Here is a 26,349-nt window from a genome sequence, read left to right on the forward strand (position 1 = left end):
ATAGGGATAGGGAAACAGTAGGAGAAGGCGGCTCGATTATATTGGAGTGGGAGTTTGATATGGAGTTTTTTGAGATCTTAAGGGATACGTTTGCAAAAGGGGAGTCTGGAGAGGATATTACCCTGAATGAGCTGGTGGAGGAGCTTAAGGAAAAATTAAGCGGCATCATCGAGGAGTCTGATCGTTTATGATCCAAAAGTACATATTCCCCATCCTGTTCGTGCTTTGGGCGATGTTGATTTTCTTTTTTTCGTCGCAGACGTATGAGGAGCAGAGCATTACGCCTTTTTTGGCGCAGTTCAATACGCCGTATTGGTATGATCGGTTGGAGGGCATTTCATTCATGTATGGCGGGGTTGAGGTGAGTGCCCATACGGCGGGGGTTAATGGGTTTCTGGAGTTTTTCATTCGGAAGGGGGCCCATCTTTTTATCTTTTTCGTGTTTGGGTTGTTGACGTTGGGTGTTTGGCGCAGTTTTGTAAAGAATGCTGTTCTGGCGTTTGCAGGGGCTTTGGTTTGTGTGTTGCTTTATGCGGGTGCCGATGAGCTGCATCAAATGCTTACGGGCGGGCGGACTCCTTTGCTGCAGGATGTGGTGCTTGATACGTTTGGCGGTTTGCTGGGCATTTTTTGCTTTCTAATGTTTAACCGTTGGAGAGAGCGTCGAACGTGAAGAAATATGTCTGATACCGATACATATAGGGAAGGAGCATGTCCAACAACATGCTTCTTTTTTTGTCATGTAGCTGAAAATGGCGAATGGCGTTTGCGGTTTGAATGGGATTCCTCTCCTTTTTCGGGCATCAGAGCATGTACATTGAAAAAAGAGAGGGGATGCCTATGGGGAAGGAAGGGGATTCATTCCTCATGAGACATATTTCATTCTCGAGCGATCACTGATGGCTTTCAGAATGAACATTTTGTCCTGTTTGCTTAGCATAGCCCAGCTGCCTGCTTTGATTTTCATACGATTACACTCCTTTTGTTTAGGATCATTTATCATAGGCGATGAATGGCGGTTGATGGGTTCCGGGTCCAGAGATTAATAGAGTCGTTTGGTGAAAGGGGCAGGGGGAAGTTGGTTTTTTATTGGCTCATACTAGATTATACCGTCTTTTACCGTCTAATAAACAACAAAAATTCCAACAAATCTCTACAATTGACGTCCATTTTTTGTCAGAATATTGGACAGGCAAAAAGAAAAAGCTGTCAGAATGCGGGTTCCGGCAGCTCTTTCTTTTTGCTTATTTGATGTCCAATTGTTCTTTTAATTCGGATCGGACCATTTCTTTTTCTTCATCCGACACGATATTATAGTAGATTCCGTCGATTTTCTTTCCATCGCCAGGAATGGTTGATTGGGTAATGCTTTTGCTTGCGTCCCGGTAGTGCTTCTGGATATCCATCATGTCATCGAACGTCAGATTCGTCTGGATGTTTTTGCTTAGGGCATCGAAGACATCATCATATTTTGTCAAAGATGAGACGCTTGCGCCTTCTTTAATGACGGCTTCGATGATGGCACGTTGTCTCGATTGACGGCCATAGTCGCCATTCGGATCGTCATATCTCATTCGTGAATATTTAAGGGCATCTTCTCCATTAAGGTTGATGCTTCCCTTCGCGAAATGGACGCCCTCGTATGTGAAGTCCAAATCGTTTTGTACCGTTACGCCGCCGACGGCATCAACGATATCCTTGAAGCCTTCCATATTGATCTTCATATAATAGTCGATCGGGATGTCGAGGAAGTTCTCGACGGTATCCATCGACATTTTTGCGCCGCCGAATGCAAAGGCGTGATTGATCTTATCCTGTGTGCCATGGCCGACGATCTCGGTCCGTGTATCACGGGGGATGCTTAGCATTTTAACGGATTTTTTCTGTGGATTGACGGTCAAAACGATCATCGTATCCGAGCGGCCTTTGTCGCCATCACGTTCGTCGACCCCAAGCATGAGCATCGAGAAAGGCTCCCGATCGGATAGGGCAAGGTCCTTCGTTCGTTTGTCCGTATTGCGGTCTATGGGCGTATGCATTGAATCAACGGTTTTATTTAGGGCATTCCAGACGGAGTAGGCAAAAGCGCCTCCTGCTAATATGAAAAGTAGGACAATTATCCCGACTACCTTCAGCCAAGTCCGTTTCTTTTTCTTCTTTTTTTCGTGTCTCATAGATTACTTCCTTCCTCTTTTTGTTGCCACATTCTCTATTATATTTAATTTTTCGCGAAAATAATAGTATAATTTACTATTTTATCATAGCTTTTCCAATTTTTGGTGTTGTGGTGTGCGAGATAAATAGAACAGTAGTGAAGAAGGTGGTATGTGAAATTGTTTAAAGGTTTAGTCCAAAAGGAGTGGTTGGCGGGAATATCGACGCTGTTTCCAATGTTTCTTCTAAATTGGCAGGTCGGTATATTGATTTTCATGCACCGCAGTTTGCTGATTGTAAATGCTGCTTTCTTATATTGATTTAGACAGGCAATTGATCGGATTCAAAGTGTTTATTCGGGGTTTTTTCATGATGAAACAAAAAAAGCTTGATGAGGTGAACGGCGTATAGGAATATATAACTAGTGATATTATACTATCTTTTTTTAAAATGAAGGGGTAAGGTGTGCGAATGAGAGAGCTGAGAAAAGGTGTAATTGGATTTGGGGTGTTCATTCTTCTCCTGACATGGGGCGTCGTTGCTGAAGTGCAAGGCTCTACCTTGAATGCAGGCACAAATATTAAAGTACATGCAATCAACAAAGGAGCATTAGCCAGCAGCAAGGACAAGAAGGTTTATAAGGCTGCATTGCCGGAGGCTGGAGTTGTGACGTTATCGATCAAGCGTCATGCCAAGGCTTCATGGGAAGGTATCATCCAAAACGGTAAAGGGTTCAACTATACATACATGTATACGAGCAGTCGAAATGGCAGTTCAGACTTCGAGGAGGTGCAAGTCGGGCTTCCAAAAGGGACGTATTATATCACGATTGGTGATAATGGCGGGGCTTCCAGGGTTCCGTTTCAATTTTCGGTAAAGTACAGGAAGGATCACCATTTTGAAAAAGAGGCGAATGATACGGTAGCCGAAGCCAATGGCATTCACCTGAATGAGACATACAAAGGGGTAATCAGTACTTCCGATGATCATGATGCATTCAAGTTCACCGTTCCGCAAAGTGGCAATGTGGTAGTGTCAGTTAAACAAAGAGCTGGGACGAATTGGCACGGTGTGATTCAGGATCGATCAGGTAAGAAGGTGGGTGAGATATATACGAGCGAAAAGCAGGCCGTCACCTCTAACTTGAAAAAAGGCAGCTATTACTTAATCATGGACAACGCTGAAGAAACCATCGATGTTCCATACGCGTTCGCGATTTCGGATACCTCGCCTTCATTAAGGTCAGCCCAGATCGGAGTGTCCAATGAAGCGGGAAAGACGGATGTTATTAAGCTGAGCGGTCTGAAAAAGGGAACCATCATCAAAGTGTATGACGCGAAGAGCAGAGGGAAAGTGTTAGTGAAGGCGACAGCAACGGAAGCGTCATTGAAGGTAAAGGTGAAGCAGCTTGGGAAGAAATCGGGGAATATCTACGTTTCGGCCACACAGCCGCCATTGAGGGAAAGCGATCTTGTCGCTCGATCCTATCAAGGTGAAATCTCGCCTACCTTGAAAAAAAGCCAGGTGAAGGTAACGAATGGTAAAGGAAAAGCCGACCTCGTTAAAGTGGGCAGCCTGACTAAAGGGGATGTCATCAAGATTTACAGCGTCAATGGAGCCGTTTTGGCTAAGACCACCTCCAAAGGGAAACTGGCGAATGTGTCGATTAAGCAGCTTGGGAAAAAAGCAGGCAAGTTGTCTGCGACGGTGACCAAGCATCGGCAAAGGGAAAGCGCCCGTGTGACAATAACGTTCGGTAAGGAAAAATGATTCAATGACTGCAGATGATGGATGAAACCTTGAGATTTTCATAGTTTGGACTTAAAAAATAAATCAAGGGCGTGCAATGGCGCTTATATCAATACAAAGGACTCCGGGTGAAAAATCCCGGAGTTTTTCCGTAAAAAGAAGGGCGCTTTTTAGAATGATGAATAGACTGGAAAAAGTGATGCTTCATATGATATTTCTGGGCGTTCGACGATTTACTGCAAAATGGGTGATTGGAAGAGTCCGTAATAGAAACAAGGCGCATATATATGCAGTACGGATATCACTAAAGTATAAATAACTATTGGAGGCTAAAGGAAAAATGGCAGAGACTGTTAGTTTACCGTACCTTGAAGCTTTAGAGGGAAAATTTGTGAGGGTATATAAAGGCGGCCCTGAATCTAGAGAAGGCAGGCTTGTAGAAGTCCGGAGTGATTACATCGTTCTTCATACGGAAGAGAATCAATTCGTATATTACGCCATCGAGCATTTGAAGATCGTCGTCGAAAATGCGAAGAAGGCGCTTGATTTATGTCCGATCAATAATGGAGAAATTGTATATCCGGGAACTTTTTTAGGGGCACTGGAAACATTAAGGGATAGCTGCATTCAAGTGAATGGCGGCGGTCCGACTTCAAAAGTTGGCCGGGTTGTCGATGTGAAAGAAGAATTCTTGGTTCTATCCACGGAGAAAGAAGGGTTGGTTTTATTCCCGATTTCCCATATCAAAAGTGTAACGGTCGTGGAATTTGCGTGCCGTGAGATCCCATCTCAAGACCTATATGACGGTATCGATTCACTTAATGGCATTCTTTCAAGATTGATCCACAACTGGGTATCCGTAAGTGCAGGCGGCCCTGAGAGGGTAGAGGGAATCCTGATTGAAGTGGCTGAAGCGTACATCGTTGTTGTGCATAATGAAGAATTATTTTATGTGACAACGGAACATATCCAATTCATCGCTTTATCGGTTAGGATAGTGGAAACATGTTGTGAAAGCTCAAGCAGTTCTTCATGTGAAAGCTCATCAAGCAGTTCTTCATGTGAAAGCTCATCAAGCAGTTCTTCATGTGAAAGCTCATCAAGCAGCTCTTCATGTGAAAGCTCATCAAGCAGCTCATCATGTGAGAGCTCATCAAGCAGCTCATCATGTGAGAGCTCATCAAGCAGTATCGTATTTGAGAGCTCATCAAGCAGCTCGTCAGATGAAAGTTCATCCAGCAGTTCGTCAGAAGAGAGCTCATCAAGCAGCTCATCCAATGAGAGCTCAGGCAGAGGTCAGAGACGTGTCCGCTCAAATGCATTCAAGCAAATATGGCTTGAGAATTTGATTAAAGCAGCTAATCAAAACACCAAGTAAAAGGGAAGACCAAACAGGCACAGCAACCAAATGGAGTTGTTGTGCCTTCTTAATGCAATTGGACACGCTCTTTTTTAGTTGTTTGATTTTCTGGAAGGGAGCTCGCACTGCATCATCCTGCATACAGGAAAGGTCTAGGCGAAAGGGATGCTTGTTGAAATACTGCTCAAAAAAAATATGGTTTGTGGCTTCATGGGAATCATGAACAACTATCTCATCTGTTATTCACCTGTTTGTAAAACGATGTTCATCCCGATGGAGCTTTGAAGTGGTTTCGGTTTGTAATGACCATCCTGCTTATAAATATTGAGATCGCACATTGGGGATACAGGTGAAAAAGATTTCCACTCGAATGGTGGTGGCAGGCTTGTGGCTCCATCCGAAACATATTGGAATTTCAAGGGCTGTCAAAGGTAAGCTCATCGAAATGATGGGGCCCGATGGGGAGGCGTTTTTTGTCGATATGAGGTATGTAAATGGCTTTCACTTTCCAACGAAAGAACTCCGGGTCTAAGACTGATCCGGAGTCATTTTTTTTTCTCGATATTTTCATAGACGGAGGCAAGGGCTTGTTCAAATTTCCCGCTCTTTTTCGGCTTGTAATATTTCTTGCTGCGCAGTTTGTTTGGCAAGTATTGCTGCTTCACCCAACCATTTTCGTAGTCATGCGGATAAAGGTAACCGATGCCGCGTCCGAGCTCAGCGGCCCCTTTGTAATGGGCATCCTTAAGGTGATCTGGTACATCTCCGCTATGACCGCTGCGAATGTCGGAAAGAGCCGAATCGATCGCGGTGATGGCCGTGTTCGATTTGGGTGAAAGGCATAACTCGATCACCGAGTTGGCAAGCGGAATCCGGGCTTCAGGAAACCCGAGCCGTTCTGCGGCTTCGACTGCCGCGAGGGCCCTGGGACCAGCCTGAGGATTGGCAAGACCGATGTCTTCGTAGGCTATGACAACCATCCGGCGGGCAATGCTGACAAGATCGCCGGCTTCGACCAAGCGCCCCAAATAATGTAGAGCTGCATTCGCATCACTGCCGCGAATTGATTTTTGGAAAGCAGACAGGACGTCATAATGAGCATCTCCATCCTTGTCATGTGAGAAGCTTTTTTTCTGCATGCACTCCTCGGCAATATGTACATCTATCTTGATCGTACCGGATTCATCAGGTTCGGTGGAAATGACGGCAAGCTCCAGAGCATTTAGCGCACTTCGCACATCTCCGTTCGAAGCAGTCGCGAAATGGGTAAGGGCTTCAAGGCCGACTTCCGTATTATATGCACCGAGCCCGCGCTCCTCATCATGAAGTGCCCGCTCCAAGGCTTTGATTAAATCAACGGTCTCCAACGATTTTAATTCGAAAATCTGACACCGGCTGCGGATTGCCGGATTGATGGCATGATAAGGGTTGCTCGTCGTTGCACCGATCAAGGTGATCATGCCGTTTTCCAGATAAGGCAAAAGGAAATCCTGTTTCGCCTTATCAAGTCGATGAACCTCATCCAGCAGCAGGATCACCTTGCCGGACATTTTTGCCTCGGCTGCGACAATCTCCATATCTTTCTTATTATTGGTCACGGCATTAAGCGTCCGGAATGCAAACTTCGTACTCCCGGCAATCGCGCTTGCAATCGATGTCTTCCCAATTCCCGGAGGACCATACAGGATCATCGAGGAAAGCTGCTTGGCTTTAACCATTCTCGCGATTATTTTCCCTTCACCAACCAGATGCTCCTGCCCGATGATCTCATCAATCGATCGAGGCCGCATCCTGTAAGCCAGCGGTTTAATATTCATTGCGCACCTCTCCTTTTTATATAAGGTATCACAAGTCATGGGTGAAATGCGCTGATTATGCTGTTCATGACAGTAAAAATCATATTTAACCTTCCCATTACGAAGGTTGATTCGTCCCAGTCAGGAAAGTATCGTCTATTCTGCGCGCTAATTCGTCCCAGTCAGGGAAAAATCGACCAATCAGCGTGATAATTCGTCCCAAGCAGGAAAAAATCGACCAATCCGTGCGCTAATTCGTCCCAGTCAGGGATAAATCGACCAATCAGCGTGATAATTCGTCCCAGTCAGGGATAAATCGACCAATCGGCGCGTTCATTCGTCCCAGTCAGGAATAAATCGACCAATCAGCGTGATAATTCGTCCCAAGCAGGAAAAAATCGACCATTCAGCGTGATAATTCGTCCTAGTCAGGGAAAAATCGACCATTCAGCGTGATAATTCATCCTTGCCAGAAATAAAACGGCCTTCCAGAAAAATTAATTCGTCCTAGCCTTCTATAAGAGAATGTAATAGATAAACTCTGCCTTTGGTATGTCCGGAATGTTTCAGTTTCATTGAAGTAAGTAATTTTTTTGCGCTTGATGGAGAATGGAGTTGGAGGAAGTTTCGAAATTCGCTGTTGGTTATGGAAGGTTTTACGAGATATACATAATCTATAAGTGCGGAAATATGAGCATCATGGGAAGTATCCAGACATGTACGGCAAATCCACTTTCTATGCCGCTCCATGGAATATGCGTGACACTTTTGGCAGAAGACACCAGTTTGAAGGGCGGAACTTGGTATTCCATACGTTTCTAAAGGTTTAGGAATAAAAGCGGTATGCCCATCAAGCAATACATTCGATAAACGTTTTATAGCTCTTCTTGAAAGAATCTCTTCGGTAAGCTTATTATTTAATTCCGCAATTTGCAGAAGAATACGATCCTTGCGTATTACTTTTCCACTAATCTCTTTATTGGCTGCCCGAATGATAGTTGAAGAATTGGCACTGACTACGAGGGTTTCAACTGGAAGGTTATTGATATTTCTTGTTTTTAACCAGTCTAACAGGTGCTTGCGCTGCATGCTCACCTGCAATATTGGATCGTCAAAAGCTTCGGTTTTTCCATCTGGATTTGTACGGATAAGTTGATTGAATGTGTTGTCAAAAAACATTTCACCAGCGATGTTTTTAACTTCAACGATCAACAGGAAGAAGGGTGTGAGGATGAGGATGTCCATTTGGAACGGAAAGGGTGAACCGCTTAGTCGGAGGTCATGAAAGAGTAAATAGTCTTTTTGAGGAAGGGCTTTGAGTAAATTGAAGACTCTGTATTCACCTTTGTAGCCTGCCCGGATTTTTTTGATGTCTTCGTTTATTGCTGGCTGCCTTTCATGCCCAGGAGGTAAACGCCTCATGAGGGATTCTAGCATGTCGATCTTTAAAGGCATTTTGCAATCTTTAATGATCATTGTAATCACTCCTTTTAGGATTTAAGTAAAGTATTCTCCATTAATAAATGAGTTTCCTGTAATCTGGAGAAATAAATGAATCATAAAATCAAACTTCCCTTTAATCCGTCCGCCCCAGGGAAAATCCGACCCAGCGAGCAAATAATCCGTCCGCCCCAGGGAGAATTCGACCCAACGAGCGAATGATCCGTCCGTCGTGATAATGGGTCCTTTCTCTTTTCCGACCTTTCCAATTAGGATAATTTGTAAAATTAGAGGTGGTTGAATGCATTTCTGGCGGGAATATGCTATAATTTCATAAGAATTTAGAAACGGATAAATAATTTGAGGTGTATTTTATGAAGATATCTACTAAAGGTCGTTATGGTTTAACGATCATGATCGAGCTTGCAAAACATTATGGTGAAGGTCCGAAGAGTTTGAAATCGATTGCGCAGACGCATAATTTGTCCGAGCATTACTTGGAGCAGCTGATTGCGCCGCTTCGTAATGCGGGATTGGTGAAGAGTGTGCGTGGTGCTTATGGCGGGTATGTTTTGTCTAAGGATCCCCAGGAAATTACTTCGGGTGATGTCATACGCGTATTGGAAGGGCCGATCACTCCGGTTGAAGGAATCGAGGAGGAAGAGCCGGTGAAGCGCCAGCTTTGGATTCGCATCAGGGATGCCGCGAAGGATGTATTGGATAATACGACGCTGATGGATTTGGCGAATTACAAGGATACGGGTGAAATCGATTCTTATATGTACTATATTTAAGTGATCAGCGATGCGCCTATTTTGTAGGCGCTTGCGTTTTTTAATGGAGGGGACAAGAAAGTGGAGAGAATATATTTAGATCATGCGGCGACTTCACCGATGCATCCAAATGTAATCGATAGGATGATGACCGTCATGAGCCATGACTTTGGTAATCCTTCGAGCATTCATGCTTTCGGGCGGGAGGCGCGTCATGTTTTGGATGAGGCCCGTTCAAGCATTGCCAAAAGCATCGGTGCCGGACGGAATGAAATCATTTTCACGAGCGGTGGAACAGAGGCGGATAATACGGCCATCCTTGGGGTTGCGAACGCCTATAAAGAAAAAGGAAAGCACATCATCACGACGGAGATTGAGCATCATGCGGTTTTGCATACTTGCCAATATCTTGAGAAGTCTGGCTTTGAACTCACTTATTTGCCTGTGAATGAAGCGGGGCTTATTTCCGTTGCCGATTTAAAGGCCGCTTTGCGCGAGGATACGATTTTGGTTTCGATCATGTTTGGCAACAATGAGGTCGGGTCGGTCCAGCCGATTGCCGAAATTGGGCAGCTGCTTAAAGGACATCCGGCCATTTATCATACGGATGCGGTTCAAGCATATGGTTTGATGTCCATTGACGTTCATGAGTTGGGCGTGGATTTACTGAGTGTATCAGCTCATAAGATTAACGGTCCGAAGGGAATCGGCTTTCTATATATCCGTGAAGGGTTGAAGTTGAGTCCGCATCTTTATGGCGGGGAGCAAGAACGCAAACGCCGGGCGGGCACGGAGAGTGTGCCGGCCATTGCTGGTTTTTCAGAAGCCGTGTTGATCGCACAAAATACGATGGAACGTAAGTCTGCGGAATACAGGCACTTTAAAGACGTATTGCTTGCCGTCTTAGATGGGGCGGATGTACAATATGAAATTAACGGATCTAGCGAACATTCGCTGCCGCATGTGGTGAATCTAAGTTTTCCCGGCACGAATGTTGAATCGATGCTCGTCAACCTGGACTTGGCAGGTGTTGCGGTGTCGAGCGGATCCGCTTGTACGGCAGGGTCCATCGAGCCCTCGCATGTACTTGTCGCAATGTTCGGCAAGGATTCTGAGCGGACGAAAAATTCGATTCGCTTCAGCTTCGGTTTGCACAACACGGAACACGTTGTCAGGTCTGCGGCCGAAACGACCGTGAAAATCATTAACAGATTAGTGGGAAGGTAATCCTTCCTTTAAAATAAAAGAGGTGACAGGATGAATAAAGCACCACAGGATACCCGCGTCGTCGTAGGTATGTCAGGAGGCGTGGATTCCTCTGTGTCAGCCCTGCTGTTGAAGAATCAAGGCTATGATGTGGTCGGGATCTTCATGAAGAATTGGGATGATACGGATGAAAACGGAGTTTGTACGGCAACGGAGGACTACAATGACGTCATTGCCGTTTGTAATCAAATCGGCATCCCCTATTATGCAGTCAATTTCGAAAAGCAATATTGGGACAAAGTGTTCACTTATTTCTTGGATGAATATAAAGCGGGCCGTACTCCGAATCCGGATGTCATGTGCAATAAGGAAATCAAGTTCAAGGCATTTCTTGAGCATGCGGTAAGCCTTGGAGCGGACTATGTGGCCACAGGGCATTACGCGCAGGTCGAATATCGTGACGGAGAATACAAAATGCTTCGCGGTGTCGATAATAATAAAGATCAAACGTACTTCTTGAATCAGCTTACGCAAGAACAATTGCAAAAAGTCATGTTCCCACTTGGGCATATCGATAAAAAAGAAGTCCGTGAAATGGCGAAAGAAGCGGGGCTTGCAACGGCAACGAAAAAAGATTCGACTGGGATATGTTTCATTGGCGAACGCAATTTCAAGGAGTTTTTAGGCAATTACCTTCCTGCCCAACCAGGTGATATGGTCACGATGGACGGCAAGGTCATGGGCAAGCATGATGGGTTGATGTATTACACGATCGGTCAGCGTCACGGCCTTGGGATCGGCGGCAGCGGCGATCCTTGGTTTGTTGCGGGAAAAGACTTGAAGCGTAACGTTTTATATGTGTGCCAAGGCTTTGATAATGATGTGCTGTATTCCAATTCCCTTCTTGCCGTGAACGTCAGCTGGGTGGCACAGCATATTCCGGCAAGGGAATTTACCTGTACGGCAAAATTTAGGTACCGTCAAGAGGATAGCGGTGTAAAAGTGAAGGTCTTGGAAAATGGTGATGTCGAGGTCATCTTTGACGAGCCCGTCCGTGCCATCACACCTGGACAAGCGGTCGTATTTTATGATGGTGAAGTATGCCTTGGCGGCGGTACGATAGATGAGGTATTTAAAAAAGGTGAAAAACTGACTTACGTAGGGTAAAATAAGCATGTCCCCAGCTGTGTTTGCGGTTGGGGACTTCTTTTGGATTGCGGGGGCGGCCCGCCTGAAATCGACCGCTGGCTTATGCTATACTTTTTATTATGAAAATGGAGTGTGAATGAATATGGATAAAAATCAACAAGGCATCGAATTTATGCAACAAGGAAAATACGAGGAAGCGGCGAAGGTCTTCAATGAGGCCATCGAGGAAAATCCGAATGAGCCTGTTGCCTACATAAACTTTGGAAATGTACTGACTGCAGTGGGTGAAACGGATAAAGCGGTCAAGTTCTACAAAAAGGCGATAGAGCTGGATGAAAACGCAGCTGCAGCATATTATTCATTAGGAAACTTATATTATGAATCCGATTCTAAATTAGTTGAGGCGAAGGACATGTTTGAGAAAGCAATTCGATTGGGATTGGATAACAGTGATGCATACTTCATGCTTGGATTGACTTTGATGGCATTGGAACAGCCTAAATTGGCGATGCCTTATTTACAGAGAACGGTGGAGCTGAGCCCTGAGGATGTTGATGCGAGATTCCAATATGCGCTATGCCTTGCAAATGCTGAACTGTATGATGAATTGATCAATCAGCTGAATATAATAGTGGAACAGGATCCAGGCCATGCCGATGCGTATTATAATTTGGGTGTCGCGTTTGCCGGATATAAGGAAGATGCAGAGGCGGCCATCGCTTACTTTGATAAGGCGCTGGAAGCACAGCCTGACCATATGCTGGCAGGGCACGGTAAAAAACTGATGGAAGAAATGAATGCCGAGTAAATAGAAGGCATATGCATGGAAAAGGAGGGGAGTAGCGTTGAGCCAGCAAGATTCGTTGGATTTGTTTGCAGAAGAGAAAATGTTCATGAAGGGTAGCCATTTGGTGACGATCTTTCATAATGAAGAAAATATGTACTCGGTTGTAAGAATTCGCGTGCATGAAACGAATCTGAGTTATGAAGAGAAAGAAGCTGTCGTAACCGGTTATTTTCCAAGGATGCATGAGGATGAAATTTATATTTTTTATGGGACCTTGAAGGAACATCCGCGTTTTGGCCTTCAATTTCATGTTGAGCATTTTCGCAAGGATTTGCCTCAGTCCAAGGAAGGCATCGTCAGTTATTTGTCCGGTGACCTGTTTAAAGGGATTGGGAAAAAAACAGCCGAAAGCATTGTTGATACGCTAGGGGATAAGGCAATTTCCAAGATTCTGGCTCAGCCATCGTTACTTGATGATATTCCGAAGCTATCTGGTGAAAAAGCGAAAGGCCTCTATGATACGTTAGTTGAGCATCAAGGCCTGGAGCAGGTGATGATTGCTTTGAATCAATATGGCTTCGGTCCGCAGCTCTCGATGAAGATTTATCAAATGTATAAGCAGGATACGATTTCCATGGTCCAGGGCAATCCGTATAAGCTTGTGGAGGATATTGAAGGGATTGGTTTTGGTCGGGCGGATGAGCTTGGGCATCAGCTCGGCATTTCCGGCAGCCACCCCGATCGAATCAAGGCTGCTTGCTTGTATACGCTGGAATCCCAGTGCCTCCAGGACGGAAATATCTACATAGAAGCCGAGCAGCTATTGGAAGCGGTAAAAAAGCTGTTGGAGGAAAATAAGCGGGATCGGATCGAGTTCACGAACATTTCCTCGGAAATAATCGAATTGACCGAAGAAGGAAAAATCGTTGTCGAAGATCAACGGATTTATCCTCCATCCTTATTTTATTCCGAAAAGGGAATCGTGATGAACATCAAGCGGCTTCTCGACCAAACCGAGTATGAAGACCAATTTCCGGAATCGGAATTTTTGCTTGCACTTGGCGAGCTGGAGGAGCGGCTTGGTGTTTCCTATGCTTCAGCCCAAAAGGAAGCGATTCAGACAGCCCTGCAATCACCCATGTTAATCTTGACAGGGGGGCCGGGTACCGGTAAGACGACGGTCATCAAGGGAATCGTCGAGCTTTATGCCGAGCTGCATGGGGTATCAATGGACTTGAATGATTATAAAAAAGAAGGAAGCGATCCATTCCCATTCGTCCTTGCGGCTCCCACCGGGCGTGCGGCGAAACGTATGGCTGAATCGACCGGTCTTCCCGCCGTCACGATTCACCGTTTGCTGGGGTGGAATGGGAGTGAAGGCTTTTCGCATGATGAGGATAATCAGCTGGACGGGCGGATCGTGATCATTGATGAGGTATCCATGGTGGATACGTGGCTCGCCCATCAATTATTCAAAGCCCTGCCGGAAAATGTCCAGGTGATATTGGTTGGCGATGAAGATCAACTGCCATCAGTCGGTCCTGGACAGGTTCTGAAGGACTTGCTTGCATCGAATTGTGTACCGACTGTCAGTCTTGAGCATATTTATCGTCAAGCGGATGGCTCTTCGATCATTGAATTGGCCCATGATATCAAAAAGGGAAGGCTGCCAGATGATGTGACGAAGCAGCAAGAAGATCGCTCGTTCATTCGCTGCCAGACCGGCCAAATCGCCCAGGTTATCGAGAAGGTGGTCGCAAATGCCCGGACGAAGGGCTTCACGGCCAAGGATATACAGGTGTTGGCACCCATGTACAGAGGACCTGCCGGCATCGATGCCTTGAATAAAATGCTTCAGGAAGTGTTCAATGGCAATAGCGATGAAAAGCGGCGGGAAATCAAATTTGGCGATGTGATTTACAGGACGGGAGATAAGGTGCTGCAGCTGGTGAACCAGCCTGAGGAAGGGGTCTTTAACGGCGATATGGGAGAAATCGTATCGATATTGTTCGCTAAGGAAAATACCGATCATGTCGATAAAGTCATCATATCGTTCGAGGGGATCGAAGTGACCTACACGAAGCAGGATCTGAACCAGATTACACATGCGTATTGCTGCTCCATCCATAAGTCGCAGGGAAGTGAGTTTCCCATCGTCATTTTGCCAGTGGTGAAAAGCTATTATCGGATGCTCCGACGCAATTTATTATATACCGCGATCACCCGCAGCAAGAATTTCCTGATTCTTTGCGGGGAAGAAGACGCATTCCGCCTCGGGATCGAACGGAATGATGAAATGCGCCGGAAAACGACGCTGCGTGAAAAGCTGCGCGAGGTTTTGAGCGAAGAGGATGCTCCGGTTGAAAAGGGAATGGTGCGTGAGCAGGAGGCAAGCTATCTTGATATCCTCATGCATGCCGACCCGATGATCGGGATGGAGAATGTTACTCCTTATGATTTTATGTAACATGTTTTGTTCATCAAATTGCTGAATTCTGTTTTATAATCATAGTTTTGGTGGAATGACTATAAAATATAACTTGTATATGAAAGAGCAGGGGGGGACCAGATTGAAAAAAGGATGGATAATAGGGATAGTCGTTGTCGTTTTGCTAGTGATATATGGGGCAGCCTCATATAACGGGCTTGTCAGTGCCAATGAAGATGTCGACAATAAATGGTCACAGGTGGATAATCAATTGAAGCGGAGAGCGGATTTGATTCCGAACCTCGTCGAAACGGTAAAGGGATATGCGAAGCACGAAACGGAAGCCATTAAAGCGGTGAGTGATGCTCGCTCCAAGCTGGCAGGTGCCAATTCCACTGAAGGTGCGATCCAAGCCGATCAAGAGCTGAGCGGTGCTTTAAGCCGCCTTTTAGTTGTCGTCGAGAATTATCCGGATTTAAAGGCCAATGAGAACTTCAAGGGACTCATGGACAGCCTGGAGGGGACGGAGAATCGTCTGACGGTGGCCCGTAAAGATTATAATGATGAAGTCACCACTTATAATAAGACGATCAAACGCTTTCCGAAGAATTTGATGGCGGGAGCGTTCGGGTTCGAGACAAAGCCGTATTTTGAAGTGACCGATCAAGAAAAAGAAACGCCAAAGGTTGATTTCGGGAGCGATAAATAATGAAAAGACTCGCTGTGTTTGCGCTATTCTTCATTTTTACGTTACAATTTGCAAACGTAGTCGCAGCACAACCGAACATCCCGGAACCAGTTGGGGATATCTATGTCCAGGATTTTGCCGGAGTGCTAGATGATCAGGAAAAATCGGAACTGATCGAACTTGGAAAGCGCTTGGATGACGCTACGAAAGCACAGATTTCCGTATTGACCGTGGATTCGATGGAAGGGTCCGAGATCGAGGCGTACTCGGTCGAGGCATTTAGATCATTCAAGCTTGGTGATGCCGAGCTGAACAACGGAGTTCTCATCGTGCTTGCCAAGGAAGAACAGAAAATCCGCATCGAAGTGGGGTACGGTCTGGAAGGGGCCATTACCGATATAAGAACGGGACAGATTTTGGACAATGTTGCCATTCCAGAGCTAAAAAAAGGGAATTATGATGCTGCACTGACTGAAACGTATAAGGCCGTCTATAACGATGTCACGGAAGAATATAAATTGGGCGAAGAGTTTCATCAAGACCTTTCCGTCCAGCCGGAGCCAGAGCCAGATACCTTTCAGCCATCCGGTTTACAGATAGTTCTCTTTATCATCGTCATCATCATCGTTTTCATCCTCGATGCCAAATTTTTCAAAGGATTTTTCCTTCAGACGCTCCTTAATATCCTCTTGATATTCATCAGCCGCGGCGGCGGTGGCGGAGGAGGCCGAGGCGGCGGCCCACGCGGAGGAGGCGGTGGGAGTTCCGGTGGCGGAGGCTCCAGCAGAGGTTGGTAAAATGAATTGACCGTGCCTAGCTGCACCCCTAACAATTTGGGGTGCTTTTTTTTATGCCTTGGCATCAATGGAATGTGTAGCGAATCGACAATGGAAAACCTTTCAGCACATTATTTTCATGATGAAAGAAATAATAAAAATGTTCGGAAAGGCGGGATGACCTTGCGGACGTTTTCTTTATTGAAAGGGATGCCGGTTTTCACGATTAGAGGAGAACGTATCGGCACCGTCCATGATTTAACGATTTCAGAATCGGGTCAGGTAACCGGCTTGGTCATTCATCAGCAAGCATTGTTCAAGAGGGCCTTCCACTTGCAATTGGCCGATATATCATCTTATGGACAAGACGGGATCGTCATCAAGCTCAACGATTCAACCACGAGGAAAATGCCTGCGGATTCCATTTGCCTGACGAAGGACGAACTATTGGGGCGGATGCTTTTTTCGGAAATGGGTGAGGAGCTTGGTTTACTGCAGGATGTATATTTTAAGGAACAAATGGGCACGATTATAGCGTATGAAACAACGGATGGGTTTTTCTCGGAGTCGACAGTGATCCAATCAAAACAGCCGCCTACGTTTGGGAAGGATACCATCATTGTTTCAGTTAATGAACAGTGAGGTGTCCATTTTGGAAATTAAATGCCCGAATTGCCGCAGTAAAGATGTAGGTAAAATTGGCGTAAACCAATATTATTGTTGGAATTGTTTTATTGAAATGACCTTATCCGAAGGGATCATTAATACGCACCAGGTCGAGGAAGATGGAAGTTTAAGCTCATTGGACGATTTGTTTGAAGAAAATGACCGCCGCTTCAGTATGTGATTATCGGAAGAGGTGTTTGAAATGGCTAAACGTTCACGCAATAGTGTTATGAACTTTGGTTCGGACATGTTGAATTCAAAGAGGCTCAAACGGAGCATGAAGAAAATCCGTAAAAGATTAAAGTCAATATTATAACGTGTGGCTTTGGTGTCCTTTTCACAGGACACTCTTTTTTATGTATGAAAACCGGCTGCCTTTCGAAGAATAAACGAGCGGGAGGTGTTTGAAAGTGAGTATTCGTGTAAAATGGTTTTATCGCCTCGGGTTTTTATTGCTCTTATTCTTCGTCATTTATATTTTCATGAAACTTCAACCATTGTGGGGACCGGTTGTCGCTGTATGCGTGACAGTCCTGATTCCTTTTTTGATCGGTGCGTTCATCAGTTACTTGCTGCATCCGGTAGTCGAATATTTAAATGAGAAAGGGATGCGTCGCTGGCTTTCGATTACGATCATCTATATAGTATTTTTCGGGGGAATCGGCTTTGCCGTGTATAAAGGAATACCAGTGATTGTCAGTCAGGTACGGGAGCTTTCGGAAAGCGTGCCGGAATTGGTCGAACAATACCGGAGCCGGATAGACAAGCTCAATCATCAAACCGCAGCCTGGCCGTTCGGAATTCATGAAAGAGTGGAAGAAGGCATCCTCCTATTCGAGGGCTGGTTGAAGCGCATGCCTGAAAAAGCGATGGGGTATGCCGTGAAAATGATTGACTTCATCGTCTTGATTGCCTTGATTCCATTCGTCGCCTTTTATATCCTGAAGGATTTCACCGCCTTGAAAAAAATGGCCTGGTATATGACCCCGAAAAAATGGCGCAAGCAGGGGCGGGCCTTCGTCCGTGATGTCGATGCATCGCTTGGCAGTTACATTCGTGGGCAAATCATCGTCTGTGCCGTGATCGGCTTGTTATCCTCGCTGCTTTTTTGGATCGTCGGAATGGATTATCCGCTGCTATTGGGCGCAATCATCGGGATAACGAACGTCATACCGTACTTCGGCCCGATCATTGGCGCCATTCCCGCCGTGATCATCGCTGCGACGATATCGGTGAAAATGGTGGTGATCATTGCGGTCATCGTACTCGTCCTTCAATTTCTTGAGGGAAATGTCCTTTCCCCGCTAATTGTCGGCAAAAGCCTGCATATGCATCCGCTCTTCATCATGCTGGCATTATTGGCCGGTGGCGAAATCGGCGGCATCACGGGGATGGTCCTGTCCATTCCGATTCTGGCCGTGCTGAAAGTTTTTGTATTGCATGCGCGCGTTCACTTTAGAAAGAAGCCGCCGCTTATTGACAAATAAAAGTCTTGTGAATATAATCCATTACATAAGATAATTCGTTGAAGGATGAAGTATGCTGAAGTCCACCAAGAAGAGAGGGGTCCCCTAGGCTGAGAGGGATTGCCAGGTGAAGAGCGGCAGAAAGCTAGTCCCGAGAGCAGCTAATACCTGCCGTCATGCCGCGTTAAGGCTTTTATGAAGGTGATGGGCATAGGATTTTTCTGCGTCCGTAATCAGGGTGGTACCGCGAGTTGACTCTCGTCCCTGTTTTTGGGATGGGGGTTTTTTGTGTGCTCAAAAATTACATAATCATTATTAAAGGAGGATATATATATGAAGTATTTAACTGGTGCTCAAATCCGCCAAATGTATTTAGATTTTTTTAGTGAAAAAGGCCATAACATTGAACCGAGTGCGTCTTTGGTTCCTCATGAAGATCCATCATTGCTTTGGATCAACTCCGGGGTGGCGACGTTAAAGAAATATTTCGATGGACGGGTGATTCCCGAAAATCCGCGGATCACGAATGCACAAAAGGCGATTCGTACAAACGATATTGAAAACGTAGGGAAGACGGCACGTCACCATACGTTTTTCGAAATGCTGGGCAACTTCTCGATTGGCGAATACTTCAAAGAAGAAGCCATCACATGGGCATGGGAGTTTTTGACTGATGAAAAATGGATTGGGTTCGACAAAGATAAATTAGCCGTGACCATCCATCCTGAAGATGATGAAGCATTTGAACTTTGGAATAAAAAAATCGGTGTTCCTGCTGAAAGGATCATTCGCCTAGAAGAAAACTTCTGGGATATCGGAGAAGGTCCAAGCGGTCCCAACACAGAAATTTTCTATGATCGCGGACCTGCATACGGGGATGATCCGAATGATCCGGAATTATATCCTGGCGGGGAAAACGAGCGTCATCTAGAAGTCTGGAATCTTGTGTTTTCTCAATTCAACCATAATCCGGACGGTTCTTATACACCGCTTCCGAAGAAAAACATCGATACGGGCATGGGTCTCGAGCGTATGGCTTCCGTCGTTCAAGATGTGGCCACGAACTATGATACCGATCTATTCATGCCAATCATCCGCGCTGTCGAAGAAATCGCCGATGTGAAATATGGTGTAGACACAGAAAAGGATGTTGCCTTCAAGGTCATCGCCGATCATATCCGTACGGTGGCATTCGCAGTTGGTGACGGAGCTCTTCCATCCAACGAAGGCCGTGGATATGTATTGCGCCGCTTGCTCCGCAGGGCGGTTCGATATGCGAAGCAAATCAACATCAATCGTCCATTCATGTTCGAGCTGGTGACTGTCGTTGGTGAAATCATGAAAGACTTCTACCCTGAGGTCCTCAATAATAAGGATTTCATTGCAAAAGTAATCAAGAATGAAGAGGAACGCTTCCATGAAACCCTTCATGATGGATTGGCCATCCTTTCCGAGGTCATTAAAAAGGAAAAGGAAAAGGGGAACTCGACCATTCCTGGCAGTGATGCTTTCCGTCTATATGACACATACGGCTTCCCAATCGAGTTAACGGAAGAATATGCCGAGGAAGAGGGCATGACGGTCGATCAAGCTGGATTCGAAAAAGAAATGGATGCCCAGCGTGAACGTGCACGGTCAGCACGCCAAGATGTGGATTCGATGCAAATCCAAGGCGGAGTGTTGGGAGATATTAAGGTCGAAAGTGAATTTGTCGGTTATGATCAAGTTGCGGTCGATGCCAAGGTTGCGGCCATCATAAAAAATGGCGAACTTGTAACTGAGGCACAGGAAGGTGAGGAAGTGCAGGTGATTCTGGACAAAACTCCTTTCTACGCGGAAAGCGGCGGACAAATAGCGGATAAAGGCACGATGGCAAGTGAATCCGTGAAAGTGGAAGTCCATGATGTTCAAAAGGCGCCAAATGGTCAAAACCTGCACCGGGTAACGGTCATTGCCGGCACTTTACTGACAGATTCCGATATCGTAGCTGCGGTCAATCAAGAAAACCGCATCCATATCACTAAAAACCATACAGCGACACATCTGTTGCATCAGGCGTTAAAAGACGTTCTCGGTACACATGTCAATCAGGCTGGTTCACTCGTACAAGCTGAGCGCCTTCGCTTCGACTTCTCTCATTTCGGACAGATAACCGCCGAAGAAATAGAGCACATCGAAACGATTGTAAATGAAAAGATTTGGCAAAGCCTGCAAGTGAATACCGACTACAAAAATATTGAAGAAGCAAAAGCGATGGGCGCGATGGCTTTGTTTGGCGAAAAATACGGCAAGATTGTCCGTGTCGTTCAAATCGGCGATTATAGCCTTGAGCTATGCGGGGGCGTACATGTCCCGAATACCGCGGTGATCGGGCTGTTCAAAATCGTTTCCGAAAGCGGAATCGGTGCAGGCACGCGCCGGATCGAAGCGGTGACGGGTGCCGGAGCATACCAATTGATGACTGATCAAATCGGCATCTTGAAAGAGGCATCAGCTAAATTGAAAACGAATTTGAAGGATGTCCCTTCAAGAATTGAAACGGTCTTGGCTGAGGTGAAGGACCTTCAACGTGAAAATGAAAGCTTGACTGCTAAATTAAGCAATATTGAAGCAGGAAGCCTCGTTTCTAACGTGAAAGAAATCAATGGGGTACAAGTATTGGTGGCCAAGGTTCAAGCTACGGACATGAATAACCTGCGGGCCATGGCGGATGATTTGAAACAAAAGCTTGATTCTGTCATTATCGTATTGGGATCGGCCCAAGGTGATAAAGTCAATTTGATTGCAGGTGTCACGAAAGATTATATCGATCGCGGTTTCCATGCAGGCAAATTGATTAAAGAAGTGGCTTCCCGCTGCGGCGGCGGCGGCGGCGGACGTCCGGATATGGCCCAAGCCGGCGGAAAAGACCCGGAAAAATTGGATGCAGCACTTAATTTTGTTGAAGAATGGGTCTTAACGATTTCATAATCCATGAAAAGTGTTGTACAATGTAGGTAATAGTGGATTTTGGACGCTGAGGAGAGGTGCATGTCAATGAGTTCGTTTGATAAAACGATGAAATTTAATTTTCCCGAAGAACCATTCGAAAGAGATGTACAAGAAGTATTGTCTCAAGTTTATGTTGCACTTCAGGAAAAAGGGTATAATCCGATCAACCAAATCGTCGGTTATCTATTATCTGGTGACCCGGCTTACATCCCGCGCCATATGGATGCCCGAAACATCATCCGTAAGCTTGAACGCGACGAAATCATCGAAGAATTGGTCAAGTCGTATCTTAAGAAACATCGAGAGGAATACTAATGCGCACAATGGGGCTTGACTTAGGTTCAAAAACCATCGGCGTCGCCGTAAGCGACGCGATGGGCTGGACTGCACAAGGTTTGGAAACGATCAAAATTAACGAAGCTGGAAATGACTTCGGCTTTAAACGTCTCAATGAAATTATAAAAGAGCATGAAGTTTCTAAAATCGTCCTCGGTTTACCTAAAAATATGAACGGGACTGTAGGACCGCGAGGCGAGATCAGCCAAGATTTCGCTAAGCGATTAGAAAAAAAATTCAAGCTGCCGGTGTTTCTCTGGGATGAACGGTTGACAACTATGGCGGCTGAACGTGTCCTTCTTGAGGCGGACGTGAGCCGAAGCAAACGTAAGAAAGTCATTGATAAAATGGCTGCTGTCATGATCCTGCAAGGTTTCTTGGACAGACAAACAAATTCAATATGAGGTGAATGCAAATGGAACACGGTGAAAACAACATTACAGTAGTAGATGAAAACGGAAACGAGCAGCTTTGCGAAATCCTTTTCACATTCGATTCAGATAAATTCAACAAATCTTATGTCCTTTACTATCCGATGTCTGCAGAAGATGAAGAGGAAGAGATTGAAATCCACGCTTCTTCATTCGTACCGAGCGAAGATAATAAAGATGGTGAGCTTACTCCGATCGAAACCGAAGAAGAGTGGGATCTAGTCGAAGAAATGTTAAATACATTCCTTGACCAGGAAGAAGCCGAAGAAGAAGAATAAACAAACGAAAAAACTGACCTGGTTTTTAATGTATCCTTTGTAAAGGACCTTTAAATAAAACCAGGACCTGAAGGAGATGCTGCCTGTATGTTACAGGCGGCATCTTTTTTTGCGGTTTTCTGGTGTGGTTGATTTCCCCTCCAGGTCTTGGCGCTGAGCCCCTGGCAAGAGCTTTTCCTTGATAAAATGGGTGATAGTATCATGACTTCGCGTTTTCACAGCTTTCATGCCAGTATATAAAGTAACCTTATCGGATGCTACATAGGCAAATAGGCAGCTGTTTTCTGGGAGGTTATGCACTTGACCCGCGAGTTTGGTGCTCGACTCGCCAAATCGGCAACACAATCATATTGGTTTTAATGCTTTTTCATTTATGTACCAATGAAGCTTTATCTTTTCTCAGCGAACAAAAGGATAAAAGTCGCTAAAGGACCTAAAAATAAAGAGAGCAAGAACCAATTCAACGCCGTTCTATTTTTACCTTGAGCGAGTCCTGCATTTATGAGTGCCAACGTCCCCCACCCGACAAAATAAGAATTATCCAATTCCTTTACACCGCCTTCCCTTTCATTCAAATATGATCCTATCTAAGATTATTCCGTTTCGGGGATGATATGTCTACCATAAAAGTGGAAATTCGTATAACCCTCATTCAAATGGAGCTGGAATCATATCACTATTTTCCTGGTTAAAAACTCCCGGGATTGACAAAACTAGTGCGATTTTGCCATAAATAGATGAATTATGAAGGTAGTTTCACAAAAAACATGTAATTTTTTGTTGGTTTTAGTATAATGTTCGAAGCAAAGTCTAATTAGAGAAAGCATCATCTAGAAGCCATTCTGTAGTTGGTGTGAGTTTGCAGGGGGAATGAAAATGGATGAAAAAGATCATAATTTATCTAAAAAGGAACATATTCAAATGAAATTGTTGGAACGGCAAGGAGAAGCCAGGCTTGTTCGTAAGATCATCATGATTACGATAGCTTCGCTTATTTTACTAATCGGGATTGTTGGTCTCGTGGGCTTCTTATATATTAATTCGGCCATGAAACCCGTCGACCCTGACGATGATACCATCAAGAAAGTGAAAATCCCGATCGGTTCTTCCGTGAACGGAATTTCTACATTGCTTGAAGAGCAGGGAATCATCAAGGACGCACGCGTATTCAAATACTATATTAAATTCCGCAATGAATCCGGATTCCAGGCAGGTGAGTATAAATTATCACCTTCCATGCCGATTGAAGATATCGTCACAAGCATCAAAACCGGGAAACTGATGAAAGAAGCGGCATTGAAGATTACGATCCCTGAAGGGAAGCAGCTCGTCCAAATTGCCGATATCATTGCCGTAAAGACGGGACAAGAACCAAAAAAAGTCTTTAAGGAATTGAATGATAAGAAATTCGTTAAGTCCATGCAGGAACAATTCCCGGAGCTATTGACTTCGGAAATCGAAAATGAAAAGGTTTTATATCCGCTCGAAGGGTATCTTTTCCCGGCAACCTATGATTTCTATGAGGAAAAACCAAACTTGGAATCGATCGTCGTCGAGATGCTGAAAAAAACCGATGAAACGCTTCAGGCATATAAACCGCAGATGGAAAAAGATGATTATTCCGTGCACCAGATGCTGACCTTCGCTTCGCTTGTGGAAGAAGAAGCGACGGCGCAAGTCGATCGGGGAAAAATTGCCTCCGTCTTCTACAACCGTATCAAGGAGGATATGCCGCTTCAAACGGATCCTACCGTGCTGTATGCAAAGGGGTCCCATAAAAGCCGGGTGTATTATAAAGACCTGGATGTGAAGTCCCCATATAATACGTATAAGAATAAGGGGCTGCCGCCAGGACCGATTGCCAATGCTGGAACGACATCGATCGAAGCGGCATTGAAACCAGAAAAAACGGATTTCCTATACTTCTTGGCCACACCGGAAGGAGAAGTCCTATACTCCAAAAACCTGGAGGACCATAATCTTAAAAAGGCAGAGCATATTTCCAATAAATAAAAGCACAGCAACGAAGGGGGAGAGATATTACCTTCCCCTTGTTTTTATGATAGAATAGTACAAGTGAATTTTCGGATCCGTTTTAGCGGTGATCAGTGACTCGGCGAATGCCGGGTTTTATTTTGAAAGATAAGGAAATGCAGCTCATCAAGCATATTTGCTTCAGCCCATGGTGATAACTTGCAGGCATTCGAACCTGGCTTGTACGGCATGGACTGGCCGAGTGCTTTCGTTTTTCTTATCATTGGAGGAAACATCTTGAACGGAAAAATAGAACAATATCTTCATTCCTTGATTCCGGAGCGTACGGGGCTGATCAAGGAGATGGAAGATTTCGCATTGGAAAATAATGTGCCGATCATGGAGCCGGAAGGCATTGAGGTACTGCTTCAGATCTTAAGACTCCATCAGCCGCAGGCAATATTGGAGGTCGGATCGGCAATCGGCTATTCCGCCATAAGGATGGCCGAAACGCTGCCAGGAGCCAAAATCGTGACGCTTGAGCGCAATGAAGCTCGTATTGGGCAGGCAAGGGCCAACATCGAGAAAGCTGGACTGAATAATAGAATCGCCCTCATTGAAGGGGATGCGCTTGAGGCAGGGCCGAAAGTAGCCGAACACGGACCATTCGATATCATCTTCGTTGATGCCGCCAAGGGGCAGTATAAGCGATTCTTTGAATTGTTTGAACCATACCTTGCCGAAGCTGGAGTAATCATTACTGATAATGTATTATTTAAAGGCTTGGTCGCAGAAAACATCGAAGACATGGAAATGACGAGACGTAAGCGAGCTCTCATCAAAAAAATCAGGGACTTTAACATGTGGTTGCATGACCATCCTCATTTCGATACCGTAATATTGCCGATTGGCGATGGTGTAGCCATAAGTAAACATAGAGGTGACAAAAATGAAAAAGCCTGAATTACTCGTGACCCCGACAAGTGTCAATCACATCGCGGAGCTTATTGAAGCTGGCGCTGACGCATTCGTCATTGGCGAGCAGCGTTACGCTCTTAGGCTGGCAGGGGAATTCATAGTTGAGGATGTCAAGAAAGCGATAGAGATGGCGCATGCCGCAGGCAAGAAAGTGTATGTGTCCATGAACGCCATTTTTCATAATGAAAAGGTGGACGAGCTTGAAGACTACGTCACCTTCCTTAAAGAAGCCGGTGCAGACCGGATCGTTTTCGGTGATCCGGCAGTCTTGATGGCAGTCCGTGCCGTTGCTCCCGAAATGCCGTTGCACTGGAATACGGAAATGACGGTGACGAACTGGTACACCTGTAATTATTGGGGGAAACGCGGTGCAGTCCGTGCCCTCGCTGCCCGTGAAATAAGCTTGGACGAAATAATCGAAATGAAGGAAAATGCCGAGGTCGAGCTTGAAGTGCAGGTACACGGCATGACTTGCATATTCCAGTCCAAGCGTACGCTTCTCGGAAATTACTTTGAATACCAAGGCAAGGAATTGGCAGTGGAAAATCGTCAGGAAAGCAGAAATATGTTCTTGCATGATAAGGAACGAGAAAACAAATATCCGATTTATGAAGATGAAAATGGTACACATATCATGAGCCCGAACGATATGTGCATGATTGATGAACTGCAGGAATTGATTGAGGCGGAGATCGATTCATTAAAAATTGAAGGATTGTTGCAAACCCCTGAATATATTACGGAAATGACAAAGCTATACCGGGAAGCGATAGACTTATGTGCAGAGGAGCCCGACCGGTATGAAGAGTTGAAAATGGATCTTTACGAAAAAGTCAAAGCGATCCAGCCGGTTAGCCGGGAGTTGGATACAGGATTCTTCTTCAAAGAGTCGGTTTATTAAGAAAAGGGTAAGAGGAAGAGGA

27 protein-coding genes are annotated in these 26,349 nt (G+C 45.3%); 23 read left to right on the forward strand and 4 right to left on the reverse strand.

Annotation, left to right across the window (positions count from 1 at the left end):
• Nucleotides 1-59: 59 nt before the first annotated feature.
• On the forward strand, nt 60-191 hold the full coding sequence (locus tag CVN76_RS32120; protein ID WP_269800043.1) for a hypothetical protein: 132 nt from the start codon (nt 60-62) through the stop codon (nt 189-191).
• Nucleotides 188-673, forward strand: a complete 486-nt coding sequence (locus tag CVN76_RS16030; RefSeq protein ID WP_100532112.1) for a VanZ family protein — start codon at nt 188-190, stop codon at nt 671-673. The genes CVN76_RS32120 and CVN76_RS16030 overlap by 4 nt, the downstream gene beginning before the upstream one ends.
• Before the next feature lie 571 nt (nt 674-1,244).
• Here CVN76_RS16030 and tagU read toward each other — a convergent pair.
• Nucleotides 1,245-2,174, reverse strand: coding sequence for a polyisoprenyl-teichoic acid--peptidoglycan teichoic acid transferase TagU (gene tagU, locus CVN76_RS16035; protein ID WP_100532113.1), 930 nt, complete (start codon nt 2,172-2,174; stop codon nt 1,245-1,247).
• A gap of 159 nt (nt 2,175-2,333) precedes the next feature.
• On the opposite strand from tagU, the gene CVN76_RS31070 reads away from it, so the two are divergent.
• The 4 genes from CVN76_RS31070 to CVN76_RS16050 all read left to right on the forward strand — a co-directional run bounded on the left by CVN76_RS31070 (nt 2,334) and on the right by CVN76_RS16050 (nt 5,795).
• Nucleotides 2,334-2,474, forward strand: coding sequence for a hypothetical protein (locus CVN76_RS31070; protein ID WP_157805680.1), 141 nt, complete (start codon nt 2,334-2,336; stop codon nt 2,472-2,474).
• Nucleotides 2,475-2,625: 151 nt separating this feature from the next.
• Complete coding sequence (locus CVN76_RS16040) at nt 2,626-3,924, forward strand: hypothetical protein (protein ID WP_100532114.1); 1,299 nt, start codon at nt 2,626-2,628, stop codon at nt 3,922-3,924.
• Between the two features lie 319 nt (nt 3,925-4,243).
• Nucleotides 4,244-5,281: a hypothetical protein gene (locus tag CVN76_RS31465; protein WP_198512582.1), complete on the forward strand. Its 1,038-nt coding sequence runs from the start codon at nt 4,244-4,246 to the stop codon at nt 5,279-5,281.
• Between the two features lie 331 nt (nt 5,282-5,612).
• Nucleotides 5,613-5,795, forward strand: coding sequence for a hypothetical protein (locus CVN76_RS16050; RefSeq protein WP_100532115.1), 183 nt, complete (start codon nt 5,613-5,615; stop codon nt 5,793-5,795).
• 13 nt (nt 5,796-5,808) lie between these two features.
• Here the strand turns inward: CVN76_RS16050 and CVN76_RS16055 are convergent, their stop codons facing one another.
• Both CVN76_RS16055 and CVN76_RS16060 read right to left on the reverse strand, forming a co-directional pair.
• On the reverse strand, nt 5,809-7,074 hold the full coding sequence (locus tag CVN76_RS16055) for a replication-associated recombination protein A (RefSeq protein WP_198512583.1): 1,266 nt from the start codon (nt 7,072-7,074) through the stop codon (nt 5,809-5,811).
• Nucleotides 7,075-7,566: 492 nt separating this feature from the next.
• Nucleotides 7,567-8,535: a nuclease-related domain-containing protein gene (locus tag CVN76_RS16060; RefSeq protein WP_100532117.1), complete on the reverse strand. Its 969-nt coding sequence runs from the start codon at nt 8,533-8,535 to the stop codon at nt 7,567-7,569.
• Between the two features lie 338 nt (nt 8,536-8,873).
• On the opposite strand from CVN76_RS16060, the gene cymR reads away from it, so the two are divergent.
• The 14 genes from cymR (at nt 8,874) to CVN76_RS16130 (ending at nt 22,474) form a co-directional block, all read left to right on the forward strand.
• A complete protein-coding gene (cymR, locus tag CVN76_RS16065) occupies nt 8,874-9,293 on the forward strand; it encodes a cysteine metabolism transcriptional regulator CymR (protein ID WP_100532118.1) in 420 nt (139 codons plus the stop codon).
• Nucleotides 9,294-9,353: 60 nt separating this feature from the next.
• Nucleotides 9,354-10,499, forward strand: a complete 1,146-nt coding sequence (locus CVN76_RS16070; RefSeq protein WP_100532119.1) for a cysteine desulfurase family protein — start codon at nt 9,354-9,356, stop codon at nt 10,497-10,499.
• A gap of 30 nt (nt 10,500-10,529) precedes the next feature.
• On the forward strand, nt 10,530-11,645 hold the full coding sequence (gene mnmA, locus CVN76_RS16075; RefSeq protein ID WP_100532120.1) for a tRNA 2-thiouridine(34) synthase MnmA: 1,116 nt from the start codon (nt 10,530-10,532) through the stop codon (nt 11,643-11,645).
• Nucleotides 11,646-11,769: 124 nt separating this feature from the next.
• Entirely contained in the window at nt 11,770-12,435 is a 666-nt protein-coding gene (locus tag CVN76_RS16080) for a tetratricopeptide repeat protein (protein WP_100532149.1), read from the forward strand.
• A 37-nt stretch (nt 12,436-12,472) separates the two neighbouring features.
• A complete protein-coding gene (recD2, locus tag CVN76_RS16085) occupies nt 12,473-14,881 on the forward strand; it encodes an SF1B family DNA helicase RecD2 (RefSeq protein WP_100532121.1) in 2,409 nt (802 codons plus the stop codon).
• A 79-nt stretch (nt 14,882-14,960) separates the two neighbouring features.
• Complete coding sequence (locus CVN76_RS16090) at nt 14,961-15,551, forward strand: LemA family protein (protein ID WP_100532122.1); 591 nt, start codon at nt 14,961-14,963, stop codon at nt 15,549-15,551.
• The gene (locus CVN76_RS16095) at nt 15,551-16,327 is read left to right on the forward strand and encodes a TPM domain-containing protein (RefSeq protein WP_100532123.1); all 777 of its coding nucleotides are present in this window, start codon (nt 15,551-15,553) and stop codon (nt 16,325-16,327) included. Before CVN76_RS16090 ends, CVN76_RS16095 begins: the two co-directional genes overlap by 1 nt.
• A gap of 162 nt (nt 16,328-16,489) precedes the next feature.
• The gene (locus CVN76_RS16100; protein WP_157805681.1) at nt 16,490-16,948 is read left to right on the forward strand and encodes a PRC-barrel domain-containing protein; all 459 of its coding nucleotides are present in this window, start codon (nt 16,490-16,492) and stop codon (nt 16,946-16,948) included.
• Nucleotides 16,938-17,153, forward strand: coding sequence for a hypothetical protein (locus tag CVN76_RS16105; RefSeq protein WP_061143657.1), 216 nt, complete (start codon nt 16,938-16,940; stop codon nt 17,151-17,153). The genes CVN76_RS16100 and CVN76_RS16105 overlap by 11 nt, the downstream gene beginning before the upstream one ends.
• A 229-nt stretch (nt 17,154-17,382) precedes the next feature.
• Nucleotides 17,383-18,459: an AI-2E family transporter gene (locus tag CVN76_RS16110; protein WP_100532125.1), complete on the forward strand. Its 1,077-nt coding sequence runs from the start codon at nt 17,383-17,385 to the stop codon at nt 18,457-18,459.
• Between the two features lie 312 nt (nt 18,460-18,771).
• Entirely contained in the window at nt 18,772-21,408 is a 2,637-nt protein-coding gene (alaS, locus tag CVN76_RS16115) for an alanine--tRNA ligase (protein ID WP_100532126.1), read from the forward strand.
• Between the two features lie 66 nt (nt 21,409-21,474).
• Nucleotides 21,475-21,744, forward strand: coding sequence for an IreB family regulatory phosphoprotein (locus CVN76_RS16120; protein ID WP_057911835.1), 270 nt, complete (start codon nt 21,475-21,477; stop codon nt 21,742-21,744).
• Nucleotides 21,744-22,169 carry a Holliday junction resolvase RuvX gene (ruvX, locus tag CVN76_RS16125; protein WP_064463555.1) on the forward strand — a complete coding sequence of 142 codons (426 nt, stop codon included), beginning with the start codon at nt 21,744-21,746 and terminating at the stop codon, nt 22,167-22,169. Before CVN76_RS16120 ends, ruvX begins: the two co-directional genes overlap by 1 nt.
• An 11-nt stretch (nt 22,170-22,180) precedes the next feature.
• On the forward strand, nt 22,181-22,474 hold the full coding sequence (locus CVN76_RS16130; protein ID WP_061143654.1) for a DUF1292 domain-containing protein: 294 nt from the start codon (nt 22,181-22,183) through the stop codon (nt 22,472-22,474).
• A gap of 389 nt (nt 22,475-22,863) precedes the next feature.
• Here CVN76_RS16130 and CVN76_RS16135 read toward each other — a convergent pair whose 3' ends face one another.
• Nucleotides 22,864-23,049 carry a hypothetical protein gene (locus CVN76_RS16135; RefSeq protein WP_100532127.1) on the reverse strand — a complete coding sequence of 62 codons (186 nt, stop codon included), beginning with the start codon at nt 23,047-23,049 and terminating at the stop codon, nt 22,864-22,866.
• A gap of 295 nt (nt 23,050-23,344) precedes the next feature.
• Here CVN76_RS16135 and mltG point away from each other — a divergent pair, with 295 nt between their 5' ends.
• The 3 genes from mltG (at nt 23,345) to CVN76_RS16150 (ending at nt 26,327) form a co-directional block, all read left to right on the forward strand.
• Nucleotides 23,345-24,487 (forward strand): endolytic transglycosylase MltG, encoded by a 1,143-nt coding sequence (gene mltG, locus CVN76_RS16140; protein WP_100532128.1) that lies wholly within the window; start codon nt 23,345-23,347, stop codon nt 24,485-24,487.
• Between the two features lie 255 nt (nt 24,488-24,742).
• Entirely contained in the window at nt 24,743-25,411 is a 669-nt protein-coding gene (locus CVN76_RS16145; RefSeq protein WP_100532151.1) for an O-methyltransferase, read from the forward strand.
• Nucleotides 25,398-26,327, forward strand: coding sequence for a peptidase U32 family protein (locus tag CVN76_RS16150; RefSeq protein WP_100532129.1), 930 nt, complete (start codon nt 25,398-25,400; stop codon nt 26,325-26,327). Before CVN76_RS16145 ends, CVN76_RS16150 begins: the two co-directional genes overlap by 14 nt.
• Nucleotides 26,328-26,349: the final 22 nt, after the last annotated feature.

Source organism: Bacillus sp. mrc49 (assembly GCF_002803435.1).